Source organism: Variovorax sp. 10N412, assembly GCF_056394985.1.
In genome coordinates this window covers 143,424-163,547 of sequence record NZ_JBFTIO010000006.1, presented here as the reverse complement: position 1 = coordinate 163,547, position 20,124 = coordinate 143,424, and the positions used below count along the sequence as shown (strand labels likewise).

The following is a 20,124-nucleotide window of genomic DNA, read 5'->3' as shown; positions in this document are numbered from 1 at the left end:
GCTTACTTCATGTCCACGCCGTAGAACGTATGGCGTCCGAAGGGGCTCAGCTTGAAGTCGACCACTTCCTTGCGCACCGGCTTCAGCTGCACCGCGTGCGCGATGGTGAACCACGGCGCCTGCTCCTTGAAGATGACCTGCGCCTTCTTGTAGAGCGCGTCGCGATCGGCCTGCTTGGTGGTGCTCTTGGCCTTCACCACGAGGTCTTCGTACGGCTGGTAGCAGAACTTCGACACGTTGCTGCCGCTGGCCGACTTGGCCGAGGCGCAGCCGAGCAGCGTGTACAGGAAGTTGTCCGGGTCGCCGTTGTCGCCGGTCCAGCCCATCATGCCCATCTGGTGCTCGCCGGCCTGCAGGCGCTTGCGGTACTCGCCCCACTCGAAGCTCTTGATCTCGGCCTTCACGTTGATCTTGGCCAGGTCGGCCTGCATCAGCTCGGCGATGCGCTTGGCGTTCGGGTTGTACGGGCGCTGCACGGGCATGGCCCACAGGTCGGTGGAGAAGCCGTCGGGGAAGCCGGCCTGCGCCAGCAGCTTCTTCGCGGCCTCGGGGTCGTACGGGTCGTCCTTCACCGCGTCGTTGTAGGACCACATGCTCGGCGGAATCGGGTTCTTCGCGGCCACGCCGGTCGACAGGTACACGCCGTCGATGATGGCCTTCTTGTTGATCGCCATGCTCACGGCCTTGCGCACGCGCACGTCGTCGAAGGGCTTCTTGGTGGTGTTGAACGACAGGTAGCCCACGTTCAGGCCGGGCTGCTCCAGCACCTGCACGTTCGGGTCCTTGCGAATCGCCTCGAGGTCGGCCGGGTTGGGGTACGGCATGACGTGGCATTCACCCTTCTGCAGCTTGGCCCAGCGCACCGAGGCATCGGGCGTGATCGCGAACACGAGGTCGTCGATCTTCGCCTTGCCGCCCCAGTACTGCGGGAAGGCCTTGAAGCGGATGATGGCGTCCTTCTGGTACTGCACCAGGTAGAACGGGCCGGTGCCGATCGGGTCCTGGTCGACCTTCTCGGGCGTGCCGGCCTTCAGCATGGCGATGGCGTATTCCTTCGACTGGATGCCCGCGTACTGCATGGCCAGGTTCGCGAGGAACGGCGCCTCGGGCTGGTTGAGCACGATCTTCACCGTGTAGTCGTCCACGCGGTCCACCGTCTTCAGCAGCTTGGGCATGCCCATGTCGTTGAAGTACGAGTGGTTCTGGCTGGTGACCTTGAAGAAGGGGTCGCTCTCCTTCCACTGGCGCTCGAGCATGAAGATGAAGTCGTCGGCGTTGAAGTCGCGCGTGGGCTTGAAGCTCTTGCTGGTGGTGTGCCACTTCACGCCCTTGCGCAGGTGGAAGGTGTACTGCGTGCCGTCGGCGGAAATGTCCCACTTCTCGGCCAGACCCGGCACGACCTTGGTGCCGCCGCGCTCGAACTCGACGATGGTGTTGTAGACCTGCGTGGTCACGTCGAACGAGGTGCCGGTGGTGTTCATGCCCGGATAGAAATTCTCGGGGCTGCCTTCCGAGCAATACACCAGCGTCTTGGCGGACACGGCGCCACAGGCCAGGGTCAGGGCCGCAAGCGCCGTCGGCGCCAGGAGCGCCAGGCTTCGTGAGCGGCGCGAAACAGTGGACTGGGTCGTCATGTGGACTCCTTGAGACACGGTTGAGAAAACGGGGAACAGGCGAAGGCTAGAGGCTCGCCGCCATCGGGACATCGGCGCGCACCACCGGTACGCCGTCGAGAAACTTCTCCGAGAAGTGGCAGGCCACCATCCGCTCGTCGAGCATGCGCGGCAACGGCCGCTCTTCGCGGCAACGCGGCGCCACGTGCGCGCAGCGCGTGTTGAACACGCAGCCTGCGGGCGGATTCAGCGGCGACGGCAGCTCGCCCTTGAGCACGATGCGCTGGCTGCTGAGCCCCGGCGTCGAGGCCAGCAGCGCCTGCGTGTACGGATGCAGCGGCCGCGCGAAGATGCGCGACTTCGGACCCTGCTCCACCGCATGGCCCAGGTACATCACGAGCACGTCGTGCGCGATGTGGCGCACCACGCCGAGGTCGTGCGAGATGAAAAGGTAAGCCAGCCCGAGCTCGGCCTGCAGGTCGGCCAGCAGGTTCAGCACCTGCGCCTGGATCGACACGTCGAGCGCCGACACCGGCTCGTCGGCCACCAGCAGGCGCGGCGAGAGCATCAGCGCGCGCGCAATGGCAATGCGCTGGCGCTGGCCGCCGGAGAACATGTGCGGGTAGCGGTTGGCGTACTCGGGCCGCAGGCCCACGCGCGCGAGCATGTCGCGGGCCTTGGCGGCGCGCTCCGACTTGCTCAGGCTGGTGTTGATGGCCAGCGGGTCTTCGAGCACCGCCGAGATCTTCTTGCGCGGATTGAGCGAACCGTACGGGTTCTGGAACACCAGCTGCACGGCCTGGCGCAACTCGCGCCTGCGGTCCTGCGGCGGGTTCACCGCGTCGGCGCCGACCAGCGTGAGCTGGCCCGCCGTGGGCTTTTCGATCAACGCGACCATGCGCGCCAGCGTCGACTTGCCGCAGCCCGACTCGCCGACCACGGCCAGCGTGCGGCCGCGCTCGATGCGAAAAGAGATGTCGCCCACCGCACGCAGGTGCGCCGGCGCGCGGAACATGCCTCGGCGGATGTCGTAGGTGCGCTGGAGGTTTCGGGCTTCGACCACCACGTCGGTGGGTGCCTCGCTCATGGCACCGCCTCCGCGACCTGCTGCCGCGGCGGGTCTTGCGCGATGGCCGCCATGCGGCCCGGCTCGCCGAGCGGAAAGTGGCAGCGCACCTGCGCCTGTGTCCCGGCGCTCTGCCACTCGCGCAACGCCGGTCGCACCTGGCAGGCGCGCTCGGTCACGTAGCCGCAGCGCGGCGCGAACAGGCACCCGGCGGGCCGGTCGTGCACGCCCGGCACCACGCCGCTGATGGTGGCGAGCCGCCCCTCGGGCGCGGCGCGCTCGGGCAATGCCGCAAGCAAGGCCTCGGTGTACGGATGCTGCGGCGCCGCGAAGAGGCGGTCGACGCGCTGGTGCTCCACGACCTGCCCCGCATACATCACGGCGATGCGCTGCGCCATTTCGCTCACCACGCCCATGTTGTGCGTGATGAGGACCAGCGCCATGCCGCGCTCCTTCTGCAGGTCGCGCAGCAGGTCGAGGATCTGTGCCTGGATGGTCACGTCGAGCGCGGTGGTCGGCTCGTCGGCGATCAGCAGGCGCGGGTTGCAGGCGATGGCCATGGCGATCATCACGCGCTGGTTCATGCCGCCCGACAGCTGGTGCGGGTAGCTGCCCAGGCGCGACGAGGCGGCCGGAATGCCCACCTGCTCCAGCAGCTCGGTCGCGCGCTTCTTCGCTTCTCGCTTGTCGAGCTTCAGGTGCAGCCGCAGCGTCTCCATCAGCTGGAAGCCGATGGTGAAGCAGGGGTTGAGGCTGGTGGTCGGCTCCTGGAAGATCATCGCGACCTCCTTGCCGACCAGCGTGCGGCGCGCCTTGTCGGAGATGCCGAGCAGTTCCTTGCCGGCGAAGCGCATGTGGTCCGCGCGCACGCGGCCCGGAAAGCCGACGAGGCCCATCAGCGCCATCATCGTCACGCTCTTGCCCGAGCCCGATTCGCCGACGATGCCGAGCACCTCGCCTTCCTCGAGCGTGAGGCTCACGCCGTCGACCGCATGCAGCACGCCGCCTTGCGTGGGAAATTCCACATGCAGATCCTTGATGTCCAGCAAAGGCATGTCAGTGGCTCCGGCCCGAAAGGCCTGTTCCAGGAACACCGCGGAACCGGCTTTGCCGGACCGCCGGGGTTGTCCCCTGCAAGGGCGAAGGAGGCCACACGAAGTGGGCAAGCCTGGCGGTGTGCTTCATGCTAGCGCTTGAGCTTGGGGTCGAGCGCGTCGCGCAGTCCGTCGCCCAGCAGGTTGAAGGCCAGCACGGCAGCAAGAATCGCCAAGCCTGGAAAGGTCACGACCCACCATGCGCGCAGCACGAACTCGCGTGCATCGGCGAGCATGGTTCCCCATTCGGGCGACGGTGGCTGCGCACCGAGGCCGATGAAGCCCAGCGCCGCCGCGTCGAGGATGGCGGTCGAGATGCCGAGCGAGGCCTGCACGATCAGCGGCGCGGCGCAGTTGGGCAACACCTCGCGGAACATCAGGCGCAGCGTGCCGGCGCCGCTCACGCGTGCGGCGGTCACGTAGTCGCGCGACACCTCGGCGATGACGGCTGCGCGCGTGATGCGCACGTAGTGCGGCAACACCACGATGGCCACGGCGACCATTGCGTTGATGAGTCCCGGCCCGAGGATCGCCACGATCACGATGGCCATCAGCAGGCTCGGCATGGTGAGGACGATGTCCATCAGCCGCATGATCGCGATCTCGAGCACGCCGCGGAAAAAGCCCGCGACCAGCCCAAGCACGACGCCCACGACCACCGAGATCGCCACCACCGCGACGCCGATCGACAGCGACAGCCGTGCGCCGTACATCAACCGCGAGAGGATGTCGCGCCCGATGGCGTCGGTGCCCAGCAGGTAGCTCACGGAGCCGCCGCGCTGCCATGCCGGCGGCAGCAGGAAGACGGCGCTGTTGGTTTCGTTGGGTGCGTGCGGCGCGATCCACGGCGCGAACAGCGCGACCAGCAGCAGCACGGCGATGGTGACCAGCCCGATGACCGCGCCGCGGTTGGCGGAGAAGGCCGTCCAGAACTCGCGCCAGGGTCCGGGCGGTGCGGCGCTCTTGGCGCCGGCGGAGACTGCGTGTGTCGTTGCCATGAGCTCAGTGCCTGATGCGCGGGTTGATGACGCCGTAGGCCACGTCCACCAGCAGGTTAACGAGCATCACGAGGCCGCCCAGCAGCAGCATGCCGCCCTGCAGCACCGGGTAGTCGCGCCGGCCGATGGCTTCGATGAGCCACTTGCCGACACCGGGCCAGGAGAAGATGGTCTCGGTGAGGATCGCGCCCGTGAACAGCACGCCCACCTGCAGCCCGATGACGGTGACCACCGGAATCAGCGCGTTGCGCAGCGCATGCAGCCCCACCACCCGAAAGCGCGACAGGCCCTTGGCGCGCGCGGTGCGGATGTAGTCCTCGCCCAGCACCTCGAGCATGGCCGAGCGCGTCATGCGCGCTATCACCGCGAGCGGCACGGTGCCCAGCACGATGGCCGGAAGAATGAGGTGGTGCAGCGCCGACCAGAAGGCGTCGGTGTCGCCGGCGCGCAGCGAATCGATCAGCAGAAAGCCGGTCTCGGGCTCGATGAAGTACTGCACCGCGATGCGGCCCGACACCGGCGTCCATCCGAGCTGCACCGAGAAGAACAGGATGAGCAGCAATCCCCACCAGAAGATGGGCATCGAGTAGCCGGTGAGCGACGTCGCCATCACGCCGTGGTCGAAGATGGAGTTGCGCCGCACCGCGGCAAGAATGCCCGCGGGCAGTCCCAGCAGCAGCGCGAAAAGGATGGCGCACACCGCGAGTTCCATGGTGGCCGGGAACAGCGCGAGGAACTCGCTCATCACCGTGTCCTGCGTGATGATGGACTTGCCCAGGTCGCCATGCAGCACGCGGCCTATATAGATGCCGTACTGCACGATCACGGGCTTGTCGAAGCCGTAGGCCGCGCGCAGCTGGGCATGGCGCTCGGGGTCGATGCCGCGCTCGCCGGCCATCGTCTCGATGGGGTCGCCCGGCACCAGCCGGATGAGAAAGAAGGCGAGCAGCGTCATGCCGATGAAGGTCGGCACCAGCAGGCTCACACGGGTCAGGAGGAATCGAAGCATCGACCCGCGAATATGCAAGATCGATGCCGCAGCCCTACCCGGGCCGAACCCTTAGCCCAAGGCTACTTCTTGGTGTCGCGCAGCTCGCGGCGAAGGATCTTGCCGACCGGCGTCTTCGGCATGTCGGTACGAAACTCCACAATTCGCGGCTGCTTGTAACCCGTAAGGTTTGCTCTGCAGTATTCGCGCACCTGCGCTTCGGTGAGCGAGGGGTCTTTCTTGACGATGACGAGCTTCACGCCCTCGCCGGTCTTCTCGTCGGGCACACCGACCGCGGCGCATTCGAGCACGCCCGGAATCAGTGCGACCACGTCCTCGATCTCGTTCGGGTACACGTTGAAGCCCGACACCAGGATCATGTCCTTCTTGCGGTCGACCACCTTGAAGTAGCCGCGCTCGTCGACCACGCCGATGTCGCCGCTCTTGAAGTAGCCGTCGGGCGTCATGACCTTGGCCGTCTCGTCGGGGCGCTGCCAGTAGCCGGCCATGACCTGCGGGCCCTTGATGGCGATCTCGCCGCGCTCGCCGGCCGGCACCTCGTTGCCCTCGTCGTCGAGCAGCTTGAGCCAGGTGTTGGGCAGCGGCAGGCCGATGGTGCCGGTGTAGGCCGTGCTGTTGGTCGGGTTGCAGGTGGTCGAGGGCGAGGTCTCGGACAGGCCGTAGCCTTCGCAAATGGAGCACCCGGTCTTCTCGAGCCAGAGCTTGGCGACCGCGGACTGCACCGCCATGCCGCCGCCCACCGAGATCTTGAGGTTCTTCCAGTTGACGGTGTTGAAGTCGGGGTGGTTCGCCAGCCCGTTGAACAGCGTGTTCACGGCAGGGAAGCTGTGGATGGTGTGCTTCGACAGTTCCTTCAGCACGCCTGCGAGGTCGCGCGGATTCGGGATGAGGATCAGCTTGCCGCCCGTGCGCATGTTCAGCATCATGCCGACCGTGAACGCGAAGATGTGATACAGCGGCAGCGCGCACACGCTGGTGGGCTGCTCGCCGGCCGGCACCTTGTTCATGGCCGGCTCGTTCCACGCCTCGGACTGCAGCACGTTCGCGATCACGTTGCGATGCAGCAGCACGGCGCCCTTGGACACACCCGTGGTGCCGCCGGTGTACTGCAGCACGGCCACGTCGTCAGGGCCGATGGCCACCGGCTTGGGCGCCGCACTCGCGCCCTTGTCGAGCGCGTCGTTGAAGCGCACCGCGCCCGGCAGGCTGAACTGCGGCACCAGCTTCTTCACGTTGCGCACCACGTAGTTGACGATCGCGCCCTTCAGGAAGCCGAGGCGGTCGCCCATCGAGGCCAGCACGATGTGCTTGATCGGCGTGGCAGCAATGCATTGCTGCAACGTGGTGCCGAAGTTCTCCATGATGACGATCGCCTTCGCGCCCGAGTCCTTGAGCTGGTGCTCGAGCTCGCGCGGCGTGTACAGCGGGTTCACGTTGACCAGGATCAGGCCCGCGCGCAGGATGGCCGCCACCGCAATGGGGTACTGCGGGCAGTTGGGCATCATCGCGGCGACGCGGTCGCCCTTGGCGAGGCCCAGTCCCTGCAGGTAGGCCGCGAAGGCCCTGCTCTGCTTGTCCGTCTCGGCGTAGCTGATGTCCTTGCCCATGAAGCTGTAGGCCGTGCGGTCGGCGTACTTCTTGAAGCTCTCTTCCATGAGCGCGACCAGCGAGGGGTACTGCGAGGCATCGATATCTGCGGGCACACCCTGTGGGTAGCTGCTGAGCCAGGGACGGTCGGTCATTGGGGTTGTCTCCTCCGGAGTCGGACAGTTGAAAACGAAAACGGCGCACGAGGTGGCGCCGCGAAGACTCGCCCGCGTGGCGGGCGTGGACCTTCGGCCTATTCGATGGCCTTGCCCATATCTTCCACTACTTTTTTAGCATCGCCAAAGACCATCATGGTCTTGTCCATGTAGAAGAGCTCGTTGTCCAGGCCGGCATAACCGGCGGCCATGGAGCGCTTGTTGACGATGACGGTCTTGGCCTTGTAGGCCTCCAGGATGGGCATGCCGTAGATCGGGCTGCCCTTGGTGTGCGCGGCCGGGTTCACCACGTCGTTGGCGCCCAGGATGATCGCCACGTCGACCTGGCCGAACTCGCCATTGATGTCTTCCATCTCGAAGACCTGGTCGTACGGCACCTCGGCCTCGGCCAGCAGCACGTTCATGTGCCCGGGCATGCGGCCGGCCACCGGATGGATGGCGTACTTCACGATGATGCCCTTCTCGGTGAGCTTGGCCGCCAGCTCCTTCACCGCATGCTGCGCGCGCGCCACCGCCAGGCCGTAGCCCGGCACGATCACCACCGTCTCGGCGTTGCCGAGCACGAAGGCCGCGTCGTCGGCGCTGCCGGTCTTCACGGGGCGCTGCTCCTTGGCCGCACCGCCGGTCGTGGCCGCCTCGCCGCCGAAGCCGCCCAGGATCACGTTGAAGAACGAGCGGTTCATGGCCTTGCACATGATGTAGCTCAGGATCGCGCCCGAGCTGCCCACCAAGCTGCCCGCCACGATCAGCATCGCGTTGTTCAGGCTGAAGCCGATGCCCGCGGCCGCCCAGCCCGAGTAGCTGTTGAGCATCGACACCACCACCGGCATGTCGGCCCCGCCGATGGGAATGATGATGAGCACGCCCATCACGAAGGCCAGCGCCAGCATCGCGAAGAACGCCGTCCAGCTCTCGGTGGCCACGAACAGCAGGCCCAGTGCCACGGTCAGCAGGCCCAGCACCAGGTTGAGCATGTGCTGGCCCTTGAACTGCACGGGCGCGCCCTGGAACAGCCGGAACTTGTACTTGCCCGAGAGCTTGCCGAAGGCGATGACCGAGCCGCTGAAGGTGACGGCGCCGATGGCCGCGCCCAGGAACAGTTCGAGCCGGTTGCCGTAGGGAATGGCGTAGCGCACGAAGCCGTCGAGCAGCACGGCGCCGTCGGGCGTGTTCGCGCCGATGATCGCGGCCACGGGTGCGGCCGTGATGCCGAAGGCCCAGGGCTCGGCCACGGCGGCCACGCCGATGAACACCGCCGCCAGGCCGATCATGCTGTGCATGAAGGCGACCAGCTCGGGCATCTTGGTCATCTCGACCTTGTTCGCCATGAAGGCGCCCAGGCCGCCGCCGACCACCACCGCCGCCAGCACGTAGCCGATGCCGGCGCCGAAGTCGACGTTCAGCGAGCGTGCCTGCCCGTGGATCAATGCGATGGTCGTCAGCACGGCGATCGCCATGCCGGTCATGCCGAAGACGTTGCCGCGGATGGACGTGGTGGGATGGCTCAGGCCCTTCAGGGCCTGGATGAAGCAGACGCTGGCCACCAGGTACAGCAGCGTGACGAGGTTCATGCTCACTTGGAAGCTCCCTCTTCAGCCTTCGGCGCGGCCGTCTTCTTCTCTTTCTTCTTGAACATCTCCAGCATGCGCCGCGTAACCAGGAAGCCGCCGAAGACGTTCACCGCGGCCAGCGCGACCGCCAGCACGCCCATGGTCTTGCCCAGCGGCGTGGTGGTGAGCGCGGCCGCGAGCATGGCGCCCACGATCACGATGGCCGAGATGGCGTTGGTCACGGCCATCAGCGGCGTGTGCAGCGCGGGCGTGACGGTCCACACCACGTGGTAGCCCACGTAGATGGCCAGCACGAAGATGATCAGGTTGATGACGGTATGGGAAACGGGATCCATGGTTCTTCTCCTCGCGTGATCGCTTGTTTGAGCGTTGAGCGCTTACTTCTTCGTGACCTGGCCGTCCTGCGTCATGCGGCAGGCAGCGACGATGTCGTCCTCGAGGTCGATCTTCAGCGCACCTTCCTTGGTGACGATCAGCTTGAGGAAGTCGAGCACGTTGCGCGCATAGAGCGCCGAGGCATCGGCCGCCACCAGCGCGGCGAGGTTGGTCTCGCCCACGATGGTCACGCCGTGCTTGACCACCGTCTTGTCGGCTTCGGAGAGCGGGCAGTTGCCGCCCACGCCGTCCGCGCCCTTGCCGGCGGCGATGTCGACGATCACCGAACCGGGCTTCATGGCCTTGACCATGTCCTCGGTGATGAGCGTGGGCGCGGCGCGCCCGGGAATGAGCGCGGTGCTGATGACGATGTCGGCCAGCGCCACGCGCTTGGCCACCTCGACCTGCTGGCGCGCCAGCCAGCTCGCGGGCATGGGCTTGGCGTAGCCGCCCACGCCGACGGCAGCTTCTTTTTCTTCATCGGTGTCGTAGGAGACCTCGATGAACTTGCCGCCGAGCGACTCGATCTGCTCCTTGACGCTCGGGCGCACGTCGGAGGCTTCGATGACTGCGCCCAGGCGCTTGGCCGTGGCAATGGCCTGCAGGCCCGCCACGCCCACGCCCAGGATGACGACACGCGCGGCCTTCACGGTGCCGGCGGCGGTCATGAGCATCGGGAAGAAGCGCTGGTACTTGTCCGCCGCGATCATCACGGCCTTGTAGCCGGCGATGTTGGCCTGCGACGAAAGCACGTCCATGCTCTGGGCGCGGGTGGTGCGCGGCGCGGCTTCGAGCGCGAAGCCGGTGACGCCGGCCGATGCCAGGCGCTGCAGGCCGGCCGCGTCGAAGGGGTTGAGCATGCCGATGACGACAGCGCCGCTTTTCAGCAGCGGGGTCTCGGCGTCGGTCGGCGTTCGCACCTTGAGCACCATGTCGGCGGAGAAGGCACCTGTTCGATCAGTGATCTCCGCGCCGGCGGTCTGGTAGGCGGCATCGGTGACGCTGGCGGCAATGCCGGCCCCCGCCTGTACACGCACCGCATGTCCGGAGGCGACCAGCTTCTTCACGGTCTCGGGTGTAACGGCCACTCGGGTTTCGCCAGCCAGTGTCTCGGCAGGCACGCCTATCAGCATAGAGATCTCCTCGAAGCAAGGGGGCACACGGAACGCGCGCAGAGCTTACAGCAAGATTACAGGCGCGCGGTGTCGCCTGAACGCTGTGCCGAATCGCGCTGCCAGCGCCGGTGGATGCTGCGAAGCATGCTATTTAATTAATAGCAAATCCAGGGGTTCGGCAGCCCGTGTGCCGGAGGCGATGCATCGTTGGATCCGAAAACCGCCAAAACGCCAAGCCACCGATCGGATGACCCGATCCGAACCTCAATTGCAAACTCCATTTGTATGCAACTGTTGTCAATTGCTTCGAGCACACTTTTTAAATTCTTCATTTGCGTGCAGTAGTTGCAATCCTGAAAATCTGACCCGGTCGCAGATAGATACACTTCGAATCAAATCGCCTGTTCATGGAGACTGGCGAAGGGAGGAAGAAGAGGGATGAAATGCGTATCGCTGTACTCGACGATGGCCCGGATCAACTCGCGCTGATTCATCAAACCATGGCAACACTCGGACACGAGTGCCATCTGTTCGCCGAAGGGCGAAAACTGCTGCAGGCCTTGCGCCGCCAGACTTACGACTTCCTGATACTCGACTGGGGCCTGCCGGACATGCCCGGCCCCGACGTGGTGAAAACCATCCGCCGCGACCTCAAGAGCCGGCTCCCCATTCTTTTCGTGACCGACCGCTGCGACGAGGCCGACATGGTCGAGGGCCTCAATGCCGGCGCCGACGATTTCATGGCCAAGCCCGTTCGCGCCGGCGAACTCGAGGCCCGCATCAATGCGCTGCTGCGCCGCTCCTACCCGGCGCGCCACGAGGCCGAGCTGGTTTTCGGCCCCTATCACTTCTATCCGCCTTCGCGCGTGCTGAAGTTTCGGGGCAAGCAGGTCGAACTGAAGAACCGCGAGTACGAACTCGCGCTGTTCCTGTTCCAGAACCTCGGCCGGCTGCTCTCCCGGGCGCACCTGCACGAGGCCGTCTGGGGGCTGGGCGTCGAGGCGCTGTCGCGCTCGCTGGACACGCATGTCTCGCGCCTGCGAACCAAGCTCGACCTGCGTCCGGCCAACGGCTTCCTTCTGCTGGCCATCTACGGCCTCGGATACCGGCTGGAAGCCGTCGATGAAAGCACCTTGCCGAGCATCGCACCGCGCTAGACACCGCGTCCGTTCAAGCCCCAGGGCGGCACCTCGCCGCTTCCGGGGGAATCTCTCGCGCTCTACAGTCTCCAACGGTGTCGGCATCGAGAGGCCCCGAGCTCCGGCCTGCCCCCACCCCACGAAGGAGACAAATGAAACCCATGATCCGGCTGCTGCTTGCCGCCACGCTGCTCTGGAGCCTCTTCGGCCCCGCAGCCGCCCAGGATGTCGAGGCCAGCGACATGGTGCGTGGTGGCATGCAGGCCATCCAGATGATCGACCAGGGCAAGGCCGGTGAACTGTGGGACGGCGCCACGCCAGCCGCCCGCAAACGCGGTACCCGCGCTGACTTCCTGAGCCAGACCGCCAAAAGCCGTGCCGCGCTCGGCGCCCCCCGGATGCGCACCTGGGTCACGATCAACCGGCAGGTCCTCACGGACCCCGATGTCGACCTGGCGGGCCAATACATCAGCATCGAATACGAAACCCGCTTCGCCAACAAACCAGAAGGCACGGTGCGCGAGCTCGTGAGCTTTCACCTCGACAGCGACCGCATCTGGCGCTTCAGCGGCTACGCGTTGAGATAAAACCGGGGCCATGGCCAAACCCCGCTGGAAACCCAACGTCACCGTGGCTGCGGTGATCGAACGCGACGGGCGCTTCCTGCTCGTCGAGGAGCACGCAGGCGACGGCCTCCGGCTCAACACGCCCGCCGGGCATCTGGACCCGGGCGAATCGCCTGCCGAGGGCTGCGCGCGCGAGACGCTCGAAGAAACCGCCCACCATTTCATGCCGACCGCACTCATCGGCATCTACATGGCGCGATCGCGGCCACTGGCCGAGCGCAGTGAAGACATCACCTACATGCGCTTCGCCTTCACCGGAACGCTGGGTGCGTTCGAGGAGGGCCGTGCGCTCGACGATGGCATCGTGCGCACCCTGTGGATGACGCTGGACGAGATCCGCGCGAGCACGGCGCGACACCGCAGCCCGCTGCTGCTTCAGTGCATCGAGGACTACCTGGCCGGCAAACGGTATCCGCTCGACGTCGTCCAGCTCGACGCATCGGTGCGGTCCGTGCCCTGAATCAGACGGCCTTCAGACGATGACGCCGCCGCCGAGGCAGCGTTCGCCGTCGTACAGCACGGCGGACTGCCCTGGCGTCACCGCCCATTGCGGAGCGCCGAAACGCAGGCTGAATGCGGGTCCCGCACCGCTCGCCTCCCCCGCGCCCATCTCGCAGGGTGCATCCGCCTGACGGTAGCGCGCCTTCGATCCGTAGTCGCCGGGCGCGGGCGCCTCGCCCGCCACCCAGCTCGCATCGTCCGCCTTCAGCGACGACGACAGCAGCCACGGATGGTCGTGCCCCTGCACCACCCACAGCGTATTTTTCTCGACGTCCTTGCGCGCCACGAACCAGGGCGAATGGTCGCCCGAGCCGCGCTGCGCGCCCTTTTCCTTCACGCCGCCGATGCCCAGCCCCTGGCGCTGGCCCAGCGTGTAGAAGCTCAGCCCCTGGTGCTCGCCCAGCTTGCGGCCCCGGTCGTCCCGGATCGGGCCCGGTTCCTTGGAGATGTAGCGGTTCAGGAAGTCGCGGAACGGCCGCTCACCGATGAAGCAGATGCCGGTCGAGTCCTTCTTCTTCGCATTGGGCAGGCCGATGTCTTCGGCGATGCGGCGCACCTCGGTCTTGTGCAGTTCGCCCACAGGAAACAGCGTCTTCGACAGCTGCGCCTGGTTCAGGCGATGCAGGAAGTAGCTCTGGTCCTTCGACGGGTCCAGCCCCTTGAGCAGCTCGTGCCGGCCCGTGGCGCCGTTCAGGCGCACGCGCGCGTAGTGCCCGGTGGCGATCTTCTCGGCGCCCAGGCGCATGGCGTGGTCGAGGAAGGCCTTGAACTTGATCTCGGCGTTGCACAGCACGTCGGGGTTGGGCGTGCGGCCGGCCTTGTACTCGCGCAGGAACTCGGCAAACACGCGGTCCTTGTAGTCGGCGGCGAAGTTGACGTGTTCGATCTCGATGCCCAGCACGTCGGCCACGCTGGCGGCGTCCACGAAGTCGATGTTCGACGAGCAGTATTCGCTGTCGTCGTCGTCTTCCCAGTTCTTCATGAAGATGCCGATCACCTCGTGCCCCTGCTGCTTGAGCAGGTGCGCCGTGACCGCGGAGTCCACTCCGCCGCTCAGTCCCACCACGATCCGTTGCTTTGCCATAGGGGCGCCATTGTCCCAGCCTCGCGGTAGGGGCTCCCCGCGTGTGGGAAATCGGGAAAACCCGTGTCGCCGGCTTGTCAGGCCGGCCGCCACCGCACAAAGACCCGGCGCTACAGTGCCCTCGAAGGGCGGCACAGATCCGCCCGCGCACTTTGCAACAGCATCGCGGAGACATCACGCATGGCCACCCCCGTCCCGGTTTCACCAGTTTCACCAGCTTCGTCTGCTTCCCCCCGCGGCGACACTCCCTGGATACACGCCTACCCACCCGGCATGCGCTGGGACGCAGATCTGCCCGTCATGCCCGTGCAGCAGATGCTCGACGAGGCCGTCGCGCGCTGGCCCGACCATTCCGCGGTCGAGTTCATGGGCCAGTCCCTCAGCTACCGCGAGTTGGGCGCGGCGGTCGACCGCGCCGCCAAGGGCCTGCAGGACCTGGGGGTGAAGCCCGGCGTGCACGTGGGCCTCTACCTGCCCAACACACCGCACTACCCGATCGCCTTCTTCGCCGTGCTCAAGGCCGGCGGCACGGTGGTGAACTACTCGCCGCTCGACGCCGAGCGCGTGCTGGCCCACAAGATCGAGGACAGCCGCACCGACATCCTGGTCACGCTCGACCTGGTCAACCTGTACCCACTGATGGCGCGGCTGCTCGACCATTCGCGCCTGAAGACGCTGGTGGTCGGCAGCCTCGGCGACTACGGCGCGGCCGGCGACAAGGTGCAGGCCCAGTTGCAGGCCGCCGGCCAGGTCGCGCCCGTGCCCGTGGACGACCGCCACGTGCGCTTCACCGACCTGCTGAAAAGCGAAGGCGCGCACCGGACCTACCCGCTCGGCGACCTGGCCGAAGAGATCGTGGTGCTGCAGTACACCGGCGGCACCACCGGCCTGCCCAAGGGCGCGATGCTCACGCACGCCAACCTGACGTCGGCCTGCGCGCAGTACTTCGAATCGACCAAGGGCGACCCGCCCATCCTCGACGAAGGCAAGGAGCGCTTCCTGGTCGTGCTGCCGCTGTTCCACATCTTCGCGCTGAGCGCCGCGATGCTGCTGGGCGTGCGCCTGGGCGCGGCGCTGGTGCTGCACACGCGCTTCGACGTCGACGCGGTGATGAACGAGCTCGCCGCCAGCAGGATCAGCGTGTTCCCCGGCGTGCCGACGATGTACACCGCCATCCTGTCGCACCCCAAGGCCAGGGAAATGGACCTGCGCTCGCTCAAGTTCTGCGGCTCGGGCGGCGCGCCGCTGCCGGTGGAAGTGGAGCAGCGCTTCTTCGCGCTCACCGGCTGCCACCTCAACGAAGGCTGGGGCATGACCGAGACCTCGCCCGTGGGCACCTTCACGCCCGCGCGCGGGGTGCGCAAGGCGGGCTCATGCGGCATGCCGCTGCCGCGGGTGCGCATCAAGCTCGTGAGCCTGGACGATCCGGCGAAAGACGTCGCCACCTTCGGCGAGCCGGGCGAGCTGTGCATCCAGGGCCCGAACGTGATGAAGGGCTACTGGAACAACCCCAAGGCCACGGCCGAGTCGATGACCCCCGACGGCTACTTCCGCAGCGGCGACGTCGCCAGGATGGACGCCGACGGCTACCTCTACATCGTCGACCGCACCAAGGACATGCTGCTGTGCGGCGGCTACAACGTATACCCGCGCGTGCTCGAAGAAGCGGTGTACGAGCACCCGGCGGTGGCCGAGGTCTGCGTGATCGGCATTCCCGACGACTACCGCGGCCAGTCGCCCAAGGCCTTCGTGAAGCTGAAGGAAGGCGCACCCGAGCTGACGCTCGACGCGCTCAAGAGCTTCCTGAAGGACCGCCTGGGCAAGCACGAGATGATCGGCGCGCTCGAGATTCGCGCCGAGCTGCCCAAGACGGCCGTGGGCAAGCTCTCGAAGAAGGACCTCGTGGACGAGGAAGCCCGCAAGCGGGCGTAGCCTTTACTTCGCCTGCCCGAACGCCTTGGCCAGCAGCTCGTAGGAGCGCAGCCGGGCGGCATGGTCGAACACCTGCGAGGTGATCATGAGTTCGTCGGCGCCGGTGCGCGCGACGAACGCTTCCACGCCCTGCTTCACCGTCTCGACCGAGCCGACGGCGGAGCACGAGAGCACCGAGTCGAGCAGCGCGTTCTCCGACGGCCCGACCTTCTGGCGGTAGTTTTCCACCGGTGGCGGCAGGCGCCCCGGTCGGCCGCTGCGCAGGTTCACGAAGGCCTGCTGCCACGAGGTGGCGCGGAATTCGGCCTCGGCGTCGGTGGCGGCCGCGAACACGTTGAAGCCCAGCATCACGTGCGGCTTGCTCAGCTGCGCCGAGGGCTTGAAGGTCTCGCGGTAGATCTGGATGGCCTGCATGAGCTGCTGCGGCGCGAAGTGCGAGGCGAAGGCATAGGGCAGGCCCAGGTGCGCCGCCAGCTGCGCGCCGAAGGTGCTGGAGCCCAGGATCCACACCGGCACTTCGAGCCCCGCTCCCGGCACGGCCTTCACGGCCTGCTGCGAGTTCTTCGACATGAAGTCCATCAGCTCGATCACGTCCTGCGGGAATTGGTCGGAGTCCGACTCGAGGTTGCGACGCAGGGCGCGCGCGGTGCGCTGGTCGGAGCCGGGAGCGCGGCCCAGCCCCAGGTCGACACGCCCCGGGTACAGCGACTCCAGCGTGCCGAACTGCTCGGCGATCACCAGCGGCGAATGGTTCGGCAGCATCACGCCGCCCGCGCCGATGCGGATGGTGGAGGTGCCCGCCCCCACGTAAGACAGCAGCACGGCCGTGGCCGCGCTCGCAATGCCCGGCATGCCGTGGTGTTCGGCCAGCCAGTAGCGCGTGTAGCCAAGCTTCTCGCCGTGCTGCGCCAGCGAGAGCGAGTTGCGGAACGACTGCGCGGCGTCGCTGCCCTCGGTGATCGGGGAAAGGTCGAGGATCGATAACGGAATCATGGGGCGATCATGGCGCGAACCGCCCGACGGCGTCACCGGAGGGGCTATTCGGTTTGGTATAGCGTGGTCACGGTCGCGAAGTCGCGCCCGTTCTGCTCCACGTTCACCTGGAACGGCACGCTCTCGCCCGGTGCGATGGCCGGCAGGTTGTCCACCAGCTTGAAGCCCGTGAGCTGCCCGTTGCGGTCGCGCAGGCTCACCCACAGGCGCACCTTGCCGACGATGGAAGTGCCCGGGTTGCTCACGCTGCCCGTCACCTGCACGCTCTTGTAGCTGAAACGCTGGCTGAAGTTGAGCAGCACGCTGCCGGTCTCGGCCCTGGTGCCCGTCACCTTCACCTCCATGGGCTTGCGCGGACCCGGCAGCGCGGCGCGGCGCATGGGCTTCCATTCGATGCGCGTCTGCGTGATGCGCTCCATGTCCTCCGGCTCCAGGAAGATCGGAAAGCGCTCGCCCGGGTACAGGTACGCCAGCCCCGTGATGTTCGTGGTGCCGTGGAACTTGTTGCCGCTGAAGCGCGAGATCACGCCCCCGGGCGCGAGCACCACGGCGTCGGCGCTGCGGTTGACCAGCTCCCCCAGGAACAGGCGCTGCTGGATGTTGTTGCGCCCGTCGACCAGCGGCAGCAGCTCGAGCTGCTTGTCATCGAAGCGCTCGCTGTCGTCGGCCAGCAGGTCGTCGGTGCCCAGGCGCAGGTCGGGGTTGAAGCCCTCGGGGCCGCCGGCCGTGCGGATCACGCGGTCGGTGCTCAGCACCGGCTTGCGCGACCCGGAGGCCTCGAGCGTGCTGTAGCCGATGCGGTAGTCCCACGCCGCGATGGCCGCCGCGCGGCCGAAGCGCGCGATGCTCACGTCCACCGAGGTCCGCGCGCCGGGCGCCAGCTCGTTGGCCTGCCCGTAGCCGTGGCCGAAGCCGATGACCTGGCCCGCGTCGTCGTACAGCGTGGCCAGCACCTCGATGCCGCCGATCGCGGCGGCGTCCTTGCGGTCGTTGACCACGCGGCCCACCAGCCGCACGCGCTCGCCCTGCTGGACGAGCCGCGCCCGCGCGAAGGTCAGGCGCGGTCCCTGCACCGCGTCGTAGGGCTCGCTCAGCTTCTGCACGCGCAACTCCTGCCGCGTGACGTTCTTGCCGCTGGGCATGTCGATGAGCGCAGGCGCGCTCTCGCCGGGCTCCAGCACGGCGATCGGCAGCGTCTCGCTGCGCTCGTCGAGGCGGCTGTCGCCGTCGTAGTACACGGCGCGCACGCCGGCGCGCGACAGCGGCTTGCCGGTGTCGTTGCGCGCCACCACCAGCAGCTTGGGCTGCGCGGAGCTGCCGCTGCCCACGAGCACCTGGCGCGGTTCGTCGAGCTTCAGGCCGTCGGTCGGGATGGTGCGATCGACCAGGGCCGCGACGGCTGGCCGCCGGTCATCCGGCGCGTTGCGCGAACCGAAGAAGAGCAAGCCCGCAACCTGGAACAGCAGCACCGCGCCCAGCACGATGGCCACCGTGATGCCGGCCTTGCGCAGCAGCAGCTTCTGCCGCAGCGCCCCTTCGGCCGCGAGCCGGCGGCCGGCCTCGTTCTTCACCTGGTCGAGCACGCGCTCGAGCCGGTCGGACACCTTGTCCTCCACCAGCGTGACCGAGCCGCAATGCGCGCAGGTGTATTCGTTCAGGCCCGTGCGCTGGAGCACGCTGCTGCCGCACTCGCCGCACTTGAGCGTCTGGAGGTCGATGGTCATGCGGCGCTTCTCACCAGCCGAAGGTGTCGGCGATGTCCTCGGCGGCGCCGGCGCTGCCGAGCAGCGGCGTGAGCCGCTCGATCAGGCGCGCACGATGCACGGGGTCGACCTCGCAGTCGTCCTCGTCCGTGAAGATCTCGTCGCCCGCCTCGTCCCACACCTGGCCGATGACGCCCAGGCACGCGGCCATCTCGAAGATGTCGGCAAACATCGGCCCGTTGTCTTCCCAGGCGCCCGCGCCGTGCATCGCGAACTGGATCGCGCCCGTGCGCAGGTCGAAGATGAACGGGTCGGCGCCCTGGTCGGCCACCACCAGCCAGTGGTCGGGCCAGTCGGCCAGTCGCTCGCCGGTGATGCCCTGCCAGCGATAGCCGGCCTGCAGTTGCCACAGGCGCGCGAGCGGCGGAATGCTGAAGGGGTTGCCGCTGGTCGGCACCGTGAGGCCCGCGTGCCCCACGCGCTCGTTGATCCACTCGCCGAGCGGGCCGATCTGCTCGTAGAAGGTGGCGAGGGCCGGCGGCAGTTCGATGTCGCCGCGCCAATGTTCCACGGCCGTCTGCGCTGCCAACGCCCCGTGGGGGGCCAGGGCCGCGCGGGCCTGTTCGATCGATGCCAAGGTGTGTTCTCCGTTCAGGGAATGCGGGCGGCGCGCCGGCGCGCGCACGCTGTGTGTTCGAGGGGGCGCGGTACATGCCATAGCCGCGCGCTCGCGCGGCGCGGTGTCGGCAATGGGCGCACGCTCACGCGGACGGGCCGCGCTTGCGCCATTGGCCGAGGTCGGCTTCGATGCGCTCGTCGATGTTGCCGCTCCAGTGCGCGCCGAAGCCGGCCGCGCGCAGCAGCGCCACGATGCGGTGGCCGAGCGCCACGGTGTTGGCTTCGCGCTGCTCGATCTCGGGAATCATCCCGCCGCTGAACGCCAGGTGCAGGCGGCCGGTGCGCACCGCGGTGTCCAGGTCCTGCGAGTGATAGAAGCAGCAGCCGCGAATGCCCGAGTCTTGCCGGCCCGCGGCGCGCCACTGTTCGCGCACGTCGTCATGGCCGTCGGCGAGCGTGTTGCCCGCGCGGTGCAGCGCAATGATCTTTTCGCCGCGCAGCTGCGCGAACACCGCTTCGAGCCGGTCGTACTCGGTGTGCGCGGGCCAGCCGGCTTCGTCGGTGCGCTTGGCGGCGCAGGCACGCGCGACCTCGGCCTTCACCCAGGCCCGGTCTTCAGTCGTGAGGTCGTCCGGGTCGAGGTACTCGTCGGTGATCATCCATTCGACATCGGCGTCGGGATGGAAGCCGCTCCACACCAGGTCGTGGATGCGTCCGCGCGTGTCTTCGGGGGCGAGAGTGAGGGCCATGCGTGTGGGGCTGCCGCCTCGGCGGCAACGGATCATGCTTTCATGTTTGCGGGCGGGAACGCCTTGGTATTTTCGCCCACCGCCCCAGGATGGCGCAGTAATGCAAAAGCATGAAGGCCTGTGCCCCTCCCTTGTGCGTCGCGATCATGAAGGATGCGCCTCGGCAAGGCAATGC

General features: G+C 67.3%; 18 protein-coding genes. 4 read left to right on the top strand and 14 right to left on the bottom strand.

Annotation, left to right across the window (positions count from 1 at the left end; genetic code table 11):
- Window positions 1-2: 2 nt before the first annotated feature.
- The 9 genes from AC1DJH_RS16650 to AC1DJH_RS16610 form a co-directional block, all read right to left on the bottom strand.
- Window positions 3-1,634, bottom strand: coding sequence for an ABC transporter substrate-binding protein (locus AC1DJH_RS16650; protein ID WP_478186419.1), 1,632 nt, complete (start codon window positions 1,632-1,634; stop codon window positions 3-5).
- Between the two features lie 46 nt (window positions 1,635-1,680).
- Window positions 1,681-2,700, bottom strand: coding sequence for a dipeptide ABC transporter ATP-binding protein (locus tag AC1DJH_RS16645; RefSeq protein WP_478186418.1), 1,020 nt, complete (start codon window positions 2,698-2,700; stop codon window positions 1,681-1,683).
- On the bottom strand, window positions 2,697-3,734 hold the full coding sequence (locus AC1DJH_RS16640; RefSeq protein ID WP_478186417.1) for an ABC transporter ATP-binding protein: 1,038 nt from the start codon (window positions 3,732-3,734) through the stop codon (window positions 2,697-2,699). Before AC1DJH_RS16640 ends, AC1DJH_RS16645 begins: the two co-directional genes overlap by 4 nt.
- A 131-nt stretch (window positions 3,735-3,865) precedes the next feature.
- Entirely contained in the window at window positions 3,866-4,771 is a 906-nt protein-coding gene (locus tag AC1DJH_RS16635) for an ABC transporter permease subunit (protein ID WP_478186416.1), read from the bottom strand.
- Window positions 4,772-4,775: 4 nt separating this feature from the next.
- A complete protein-coding gene (locus AC1DJH_RS16630) occupies window positions 4,776-5,780 on the bottom strand; it encodes an ABC transporter permease subunit (protein ID WP_478186415.1) in 1,005 nt (334 codons plus the stop codon).
- Between the two features lie 62 nt (window positions 5,781-5,842).
- Complete coding sequence (locus tag AC1DJH_RS16625; protein WP_478186414.1) at window positions 5,843-7,522, bottom strand: long-chain-fatty-acid--CoA ligase; 1,680 nt, start codon at window positions 7,520-7,522, stop codon at window positions 5,843-5,845.
- A 98-nt stretch (window positions 7,523-7,620) separates the two neighbouring features.
- Entirely contained in the window at window positions 7,621-9,120 is a 1,500-nt protein-coding gene (locus AC1DJH_RS16620; protein WP_478186413.1) for an NAD(P)(+) transhydrogenase (Re/Si-specific) subunit beta, read from the bottom strand.
- Window positions 9,117-9,449 carry an NAD(P) transhydrogenase subunit alpha part 2 gene (locus AC1DJH_RS16615; RefSeq protein ID WP_116912477.1) on the bottom strand — a complete coding sequence of 111 codons (333 nt, stop codon included), beginning with the start codon at window positions 9,447-9,449 and terminating at the stop codon, window positions 9,117-9,119. The genes AC1DJH_RS16620 and AC1DJH_RS16615 overlap by 4 nt, the downstream gene beginning before the upstream one ends.
- Window positions 9,450-9,491: 42 nt before the next feature.
- Window positions 9,492-10,622, bottom strand: coding sequence for a Re/Si-specific NAD(P)(+) transhydrogenase subunit alpha (locus AC1DJH_RS16610; RefSeq protein ID WP_478186412.1), 1,131 nt, complete (start codon window positions 10,620-10,622; stop codon window positions 9,492-9,494).
- Window positions 10,623-11,047: 425 nt separating this feature from the next.
- On the opposite strand from AC1DJH_RS16610, the gene AC1DJH_RS16605 reads away from it, so the two are divergent.
- The 3 genes from AC1DJH_RS16605 (at window position 11,048) to AC1DJH_RS16595 (ending at window position 12,829) form a co-directional block, all read left to right on the top strand.
- Window positions 11,048-11,761: a response regulator transcription factor gene (locus tag AC1DJH_RS16605; RefSeq protein WP_478186553.1), complete on the top strand. Its 714-nt coding sequence runs from the start codon at window positions 11,048-11,050 to the stop codon at window positions 11,759-11,761.
- Window positions 11,762-11,895: 134 nt separating this feature from the next.
- A complete protein-coding gene (locus AC1DJH_RS16600) occupies window positions 11,896-12,330 on the top strand; it encodes a DUF4019 domain-containing protein (RefSeq protein WP_478186411.1) in 435 nt (144 codons plus the stop codon).
- A gap of 10 nt (window positions 12,331-12,340) precedes the next feature.
- Window positions 12,341-12,829, top strand: coding sequence for an NUDIX hydrolase (locus tag AC1DJH_RS16595; protein WP_478186410.1), 489 nt, complete (start codon window positions 12,341-12,343; stop codon window positions 12,827-12,829).
- A gap of 12 nt (window positions 12,830-12,841) precedes the next feature.
- Here the strand turns inward: AC1DJH_RS16595 and mnmA are convergent, their stop codons facing one another.
- Complete coding sequence (gene mnmA, locus AC1DJH_RS16590; RefSeq protein ID WP_478186409.1) at window positions 12,842-13,954, bottom strand: tRNA 2-thiouridine(34) synthase MnmA; 1,113 nt, start codon at window positions 13,952-13,954, stop codon at window positions 12,842-12,844.
- 273 nt (window positions 13,955-14,227) lie between these two features.
- Between mnmA and AC1DJH_RS16585 the strand changes: the two genes are divergently transcribed.
- A complete protein-coding gene (locus tag AC1DJH_RS16585) occupies window positions 14,228-15,886 on the top strand; it encodes a long-chain-fatty-acid--CoA ligase (RefSeq protein WP_478186408.1) in 1,659 nt (552 codons plus the stop codon).
- A gap of 3 nt (window positions 15,887-15,889) precedes the next feature.
- Here AC1DJH_RS16585 and AC1DJH_RS16580 read toward each other — a convergent pair whose 3' ends face one another.
- The 4 genes from AC1DJH_RS16580 to AC1DJH_RS16565 all read right to left on the bottom strand — a co-directional run bounded on the left by AC1DJH_RS16580 (window position 15,890) and on the right by AC1DJH_RS16565 (window position 19,949).
- Window positions 15,890-16,879 carry an LLM class flavin-dependent oxidoreductase gene (locus AC1DJH_RS16580; RefSeq protein ID WP_478186407.1) on the bottom strand — a complete coding sequence of 330 codons (990 nt, stop codon included), beginning with the start codon at window positions 16,877-16,879 and terminating at the stop codon, window positions 15,890-15,892.
- Window positions 16,880-16,923: 44 nt separating this feature from the next.
- Window positions 16,924-18,603: an FxLYD domain-containing protein gene (locus AC1DJH_RS16575; RefSeq protein ID WP_478186406.1), complete on the bottom strand. Its 1,680-nt coding sequence runs from the start codon at window positions 18,601-18,603 to the stop codon at window positions 16,924-16,926.
- Between the two features lie 10 nt (window positions 18,604-18,613).
- A complete protein-coding gene (locus AC1DJH_RS16570) occupies window positions 18,614-19,219 on the bottom strand; it encodes a hypothetical protein (protein WP_478186405.1) in 606 nt (201 codons plus the stop codon).
- Window positions 19,220-19,343: 124 nt separating this feature from the next.
- On the bottom strand, window positions 19,344-19,949 hold the full coding sequence (locus tag AC1DJH_RS16565) for a DUF6891 domain-containing protein (RefSeq protein WP_435487107.1): 606 nt from the start codon (window positions 19,947-19,949) through the stop codon (window positions 19,344-19,346).
- Between the last annotated feature and the right edge of the window lie 175 nt (window positions 19,950-20,124).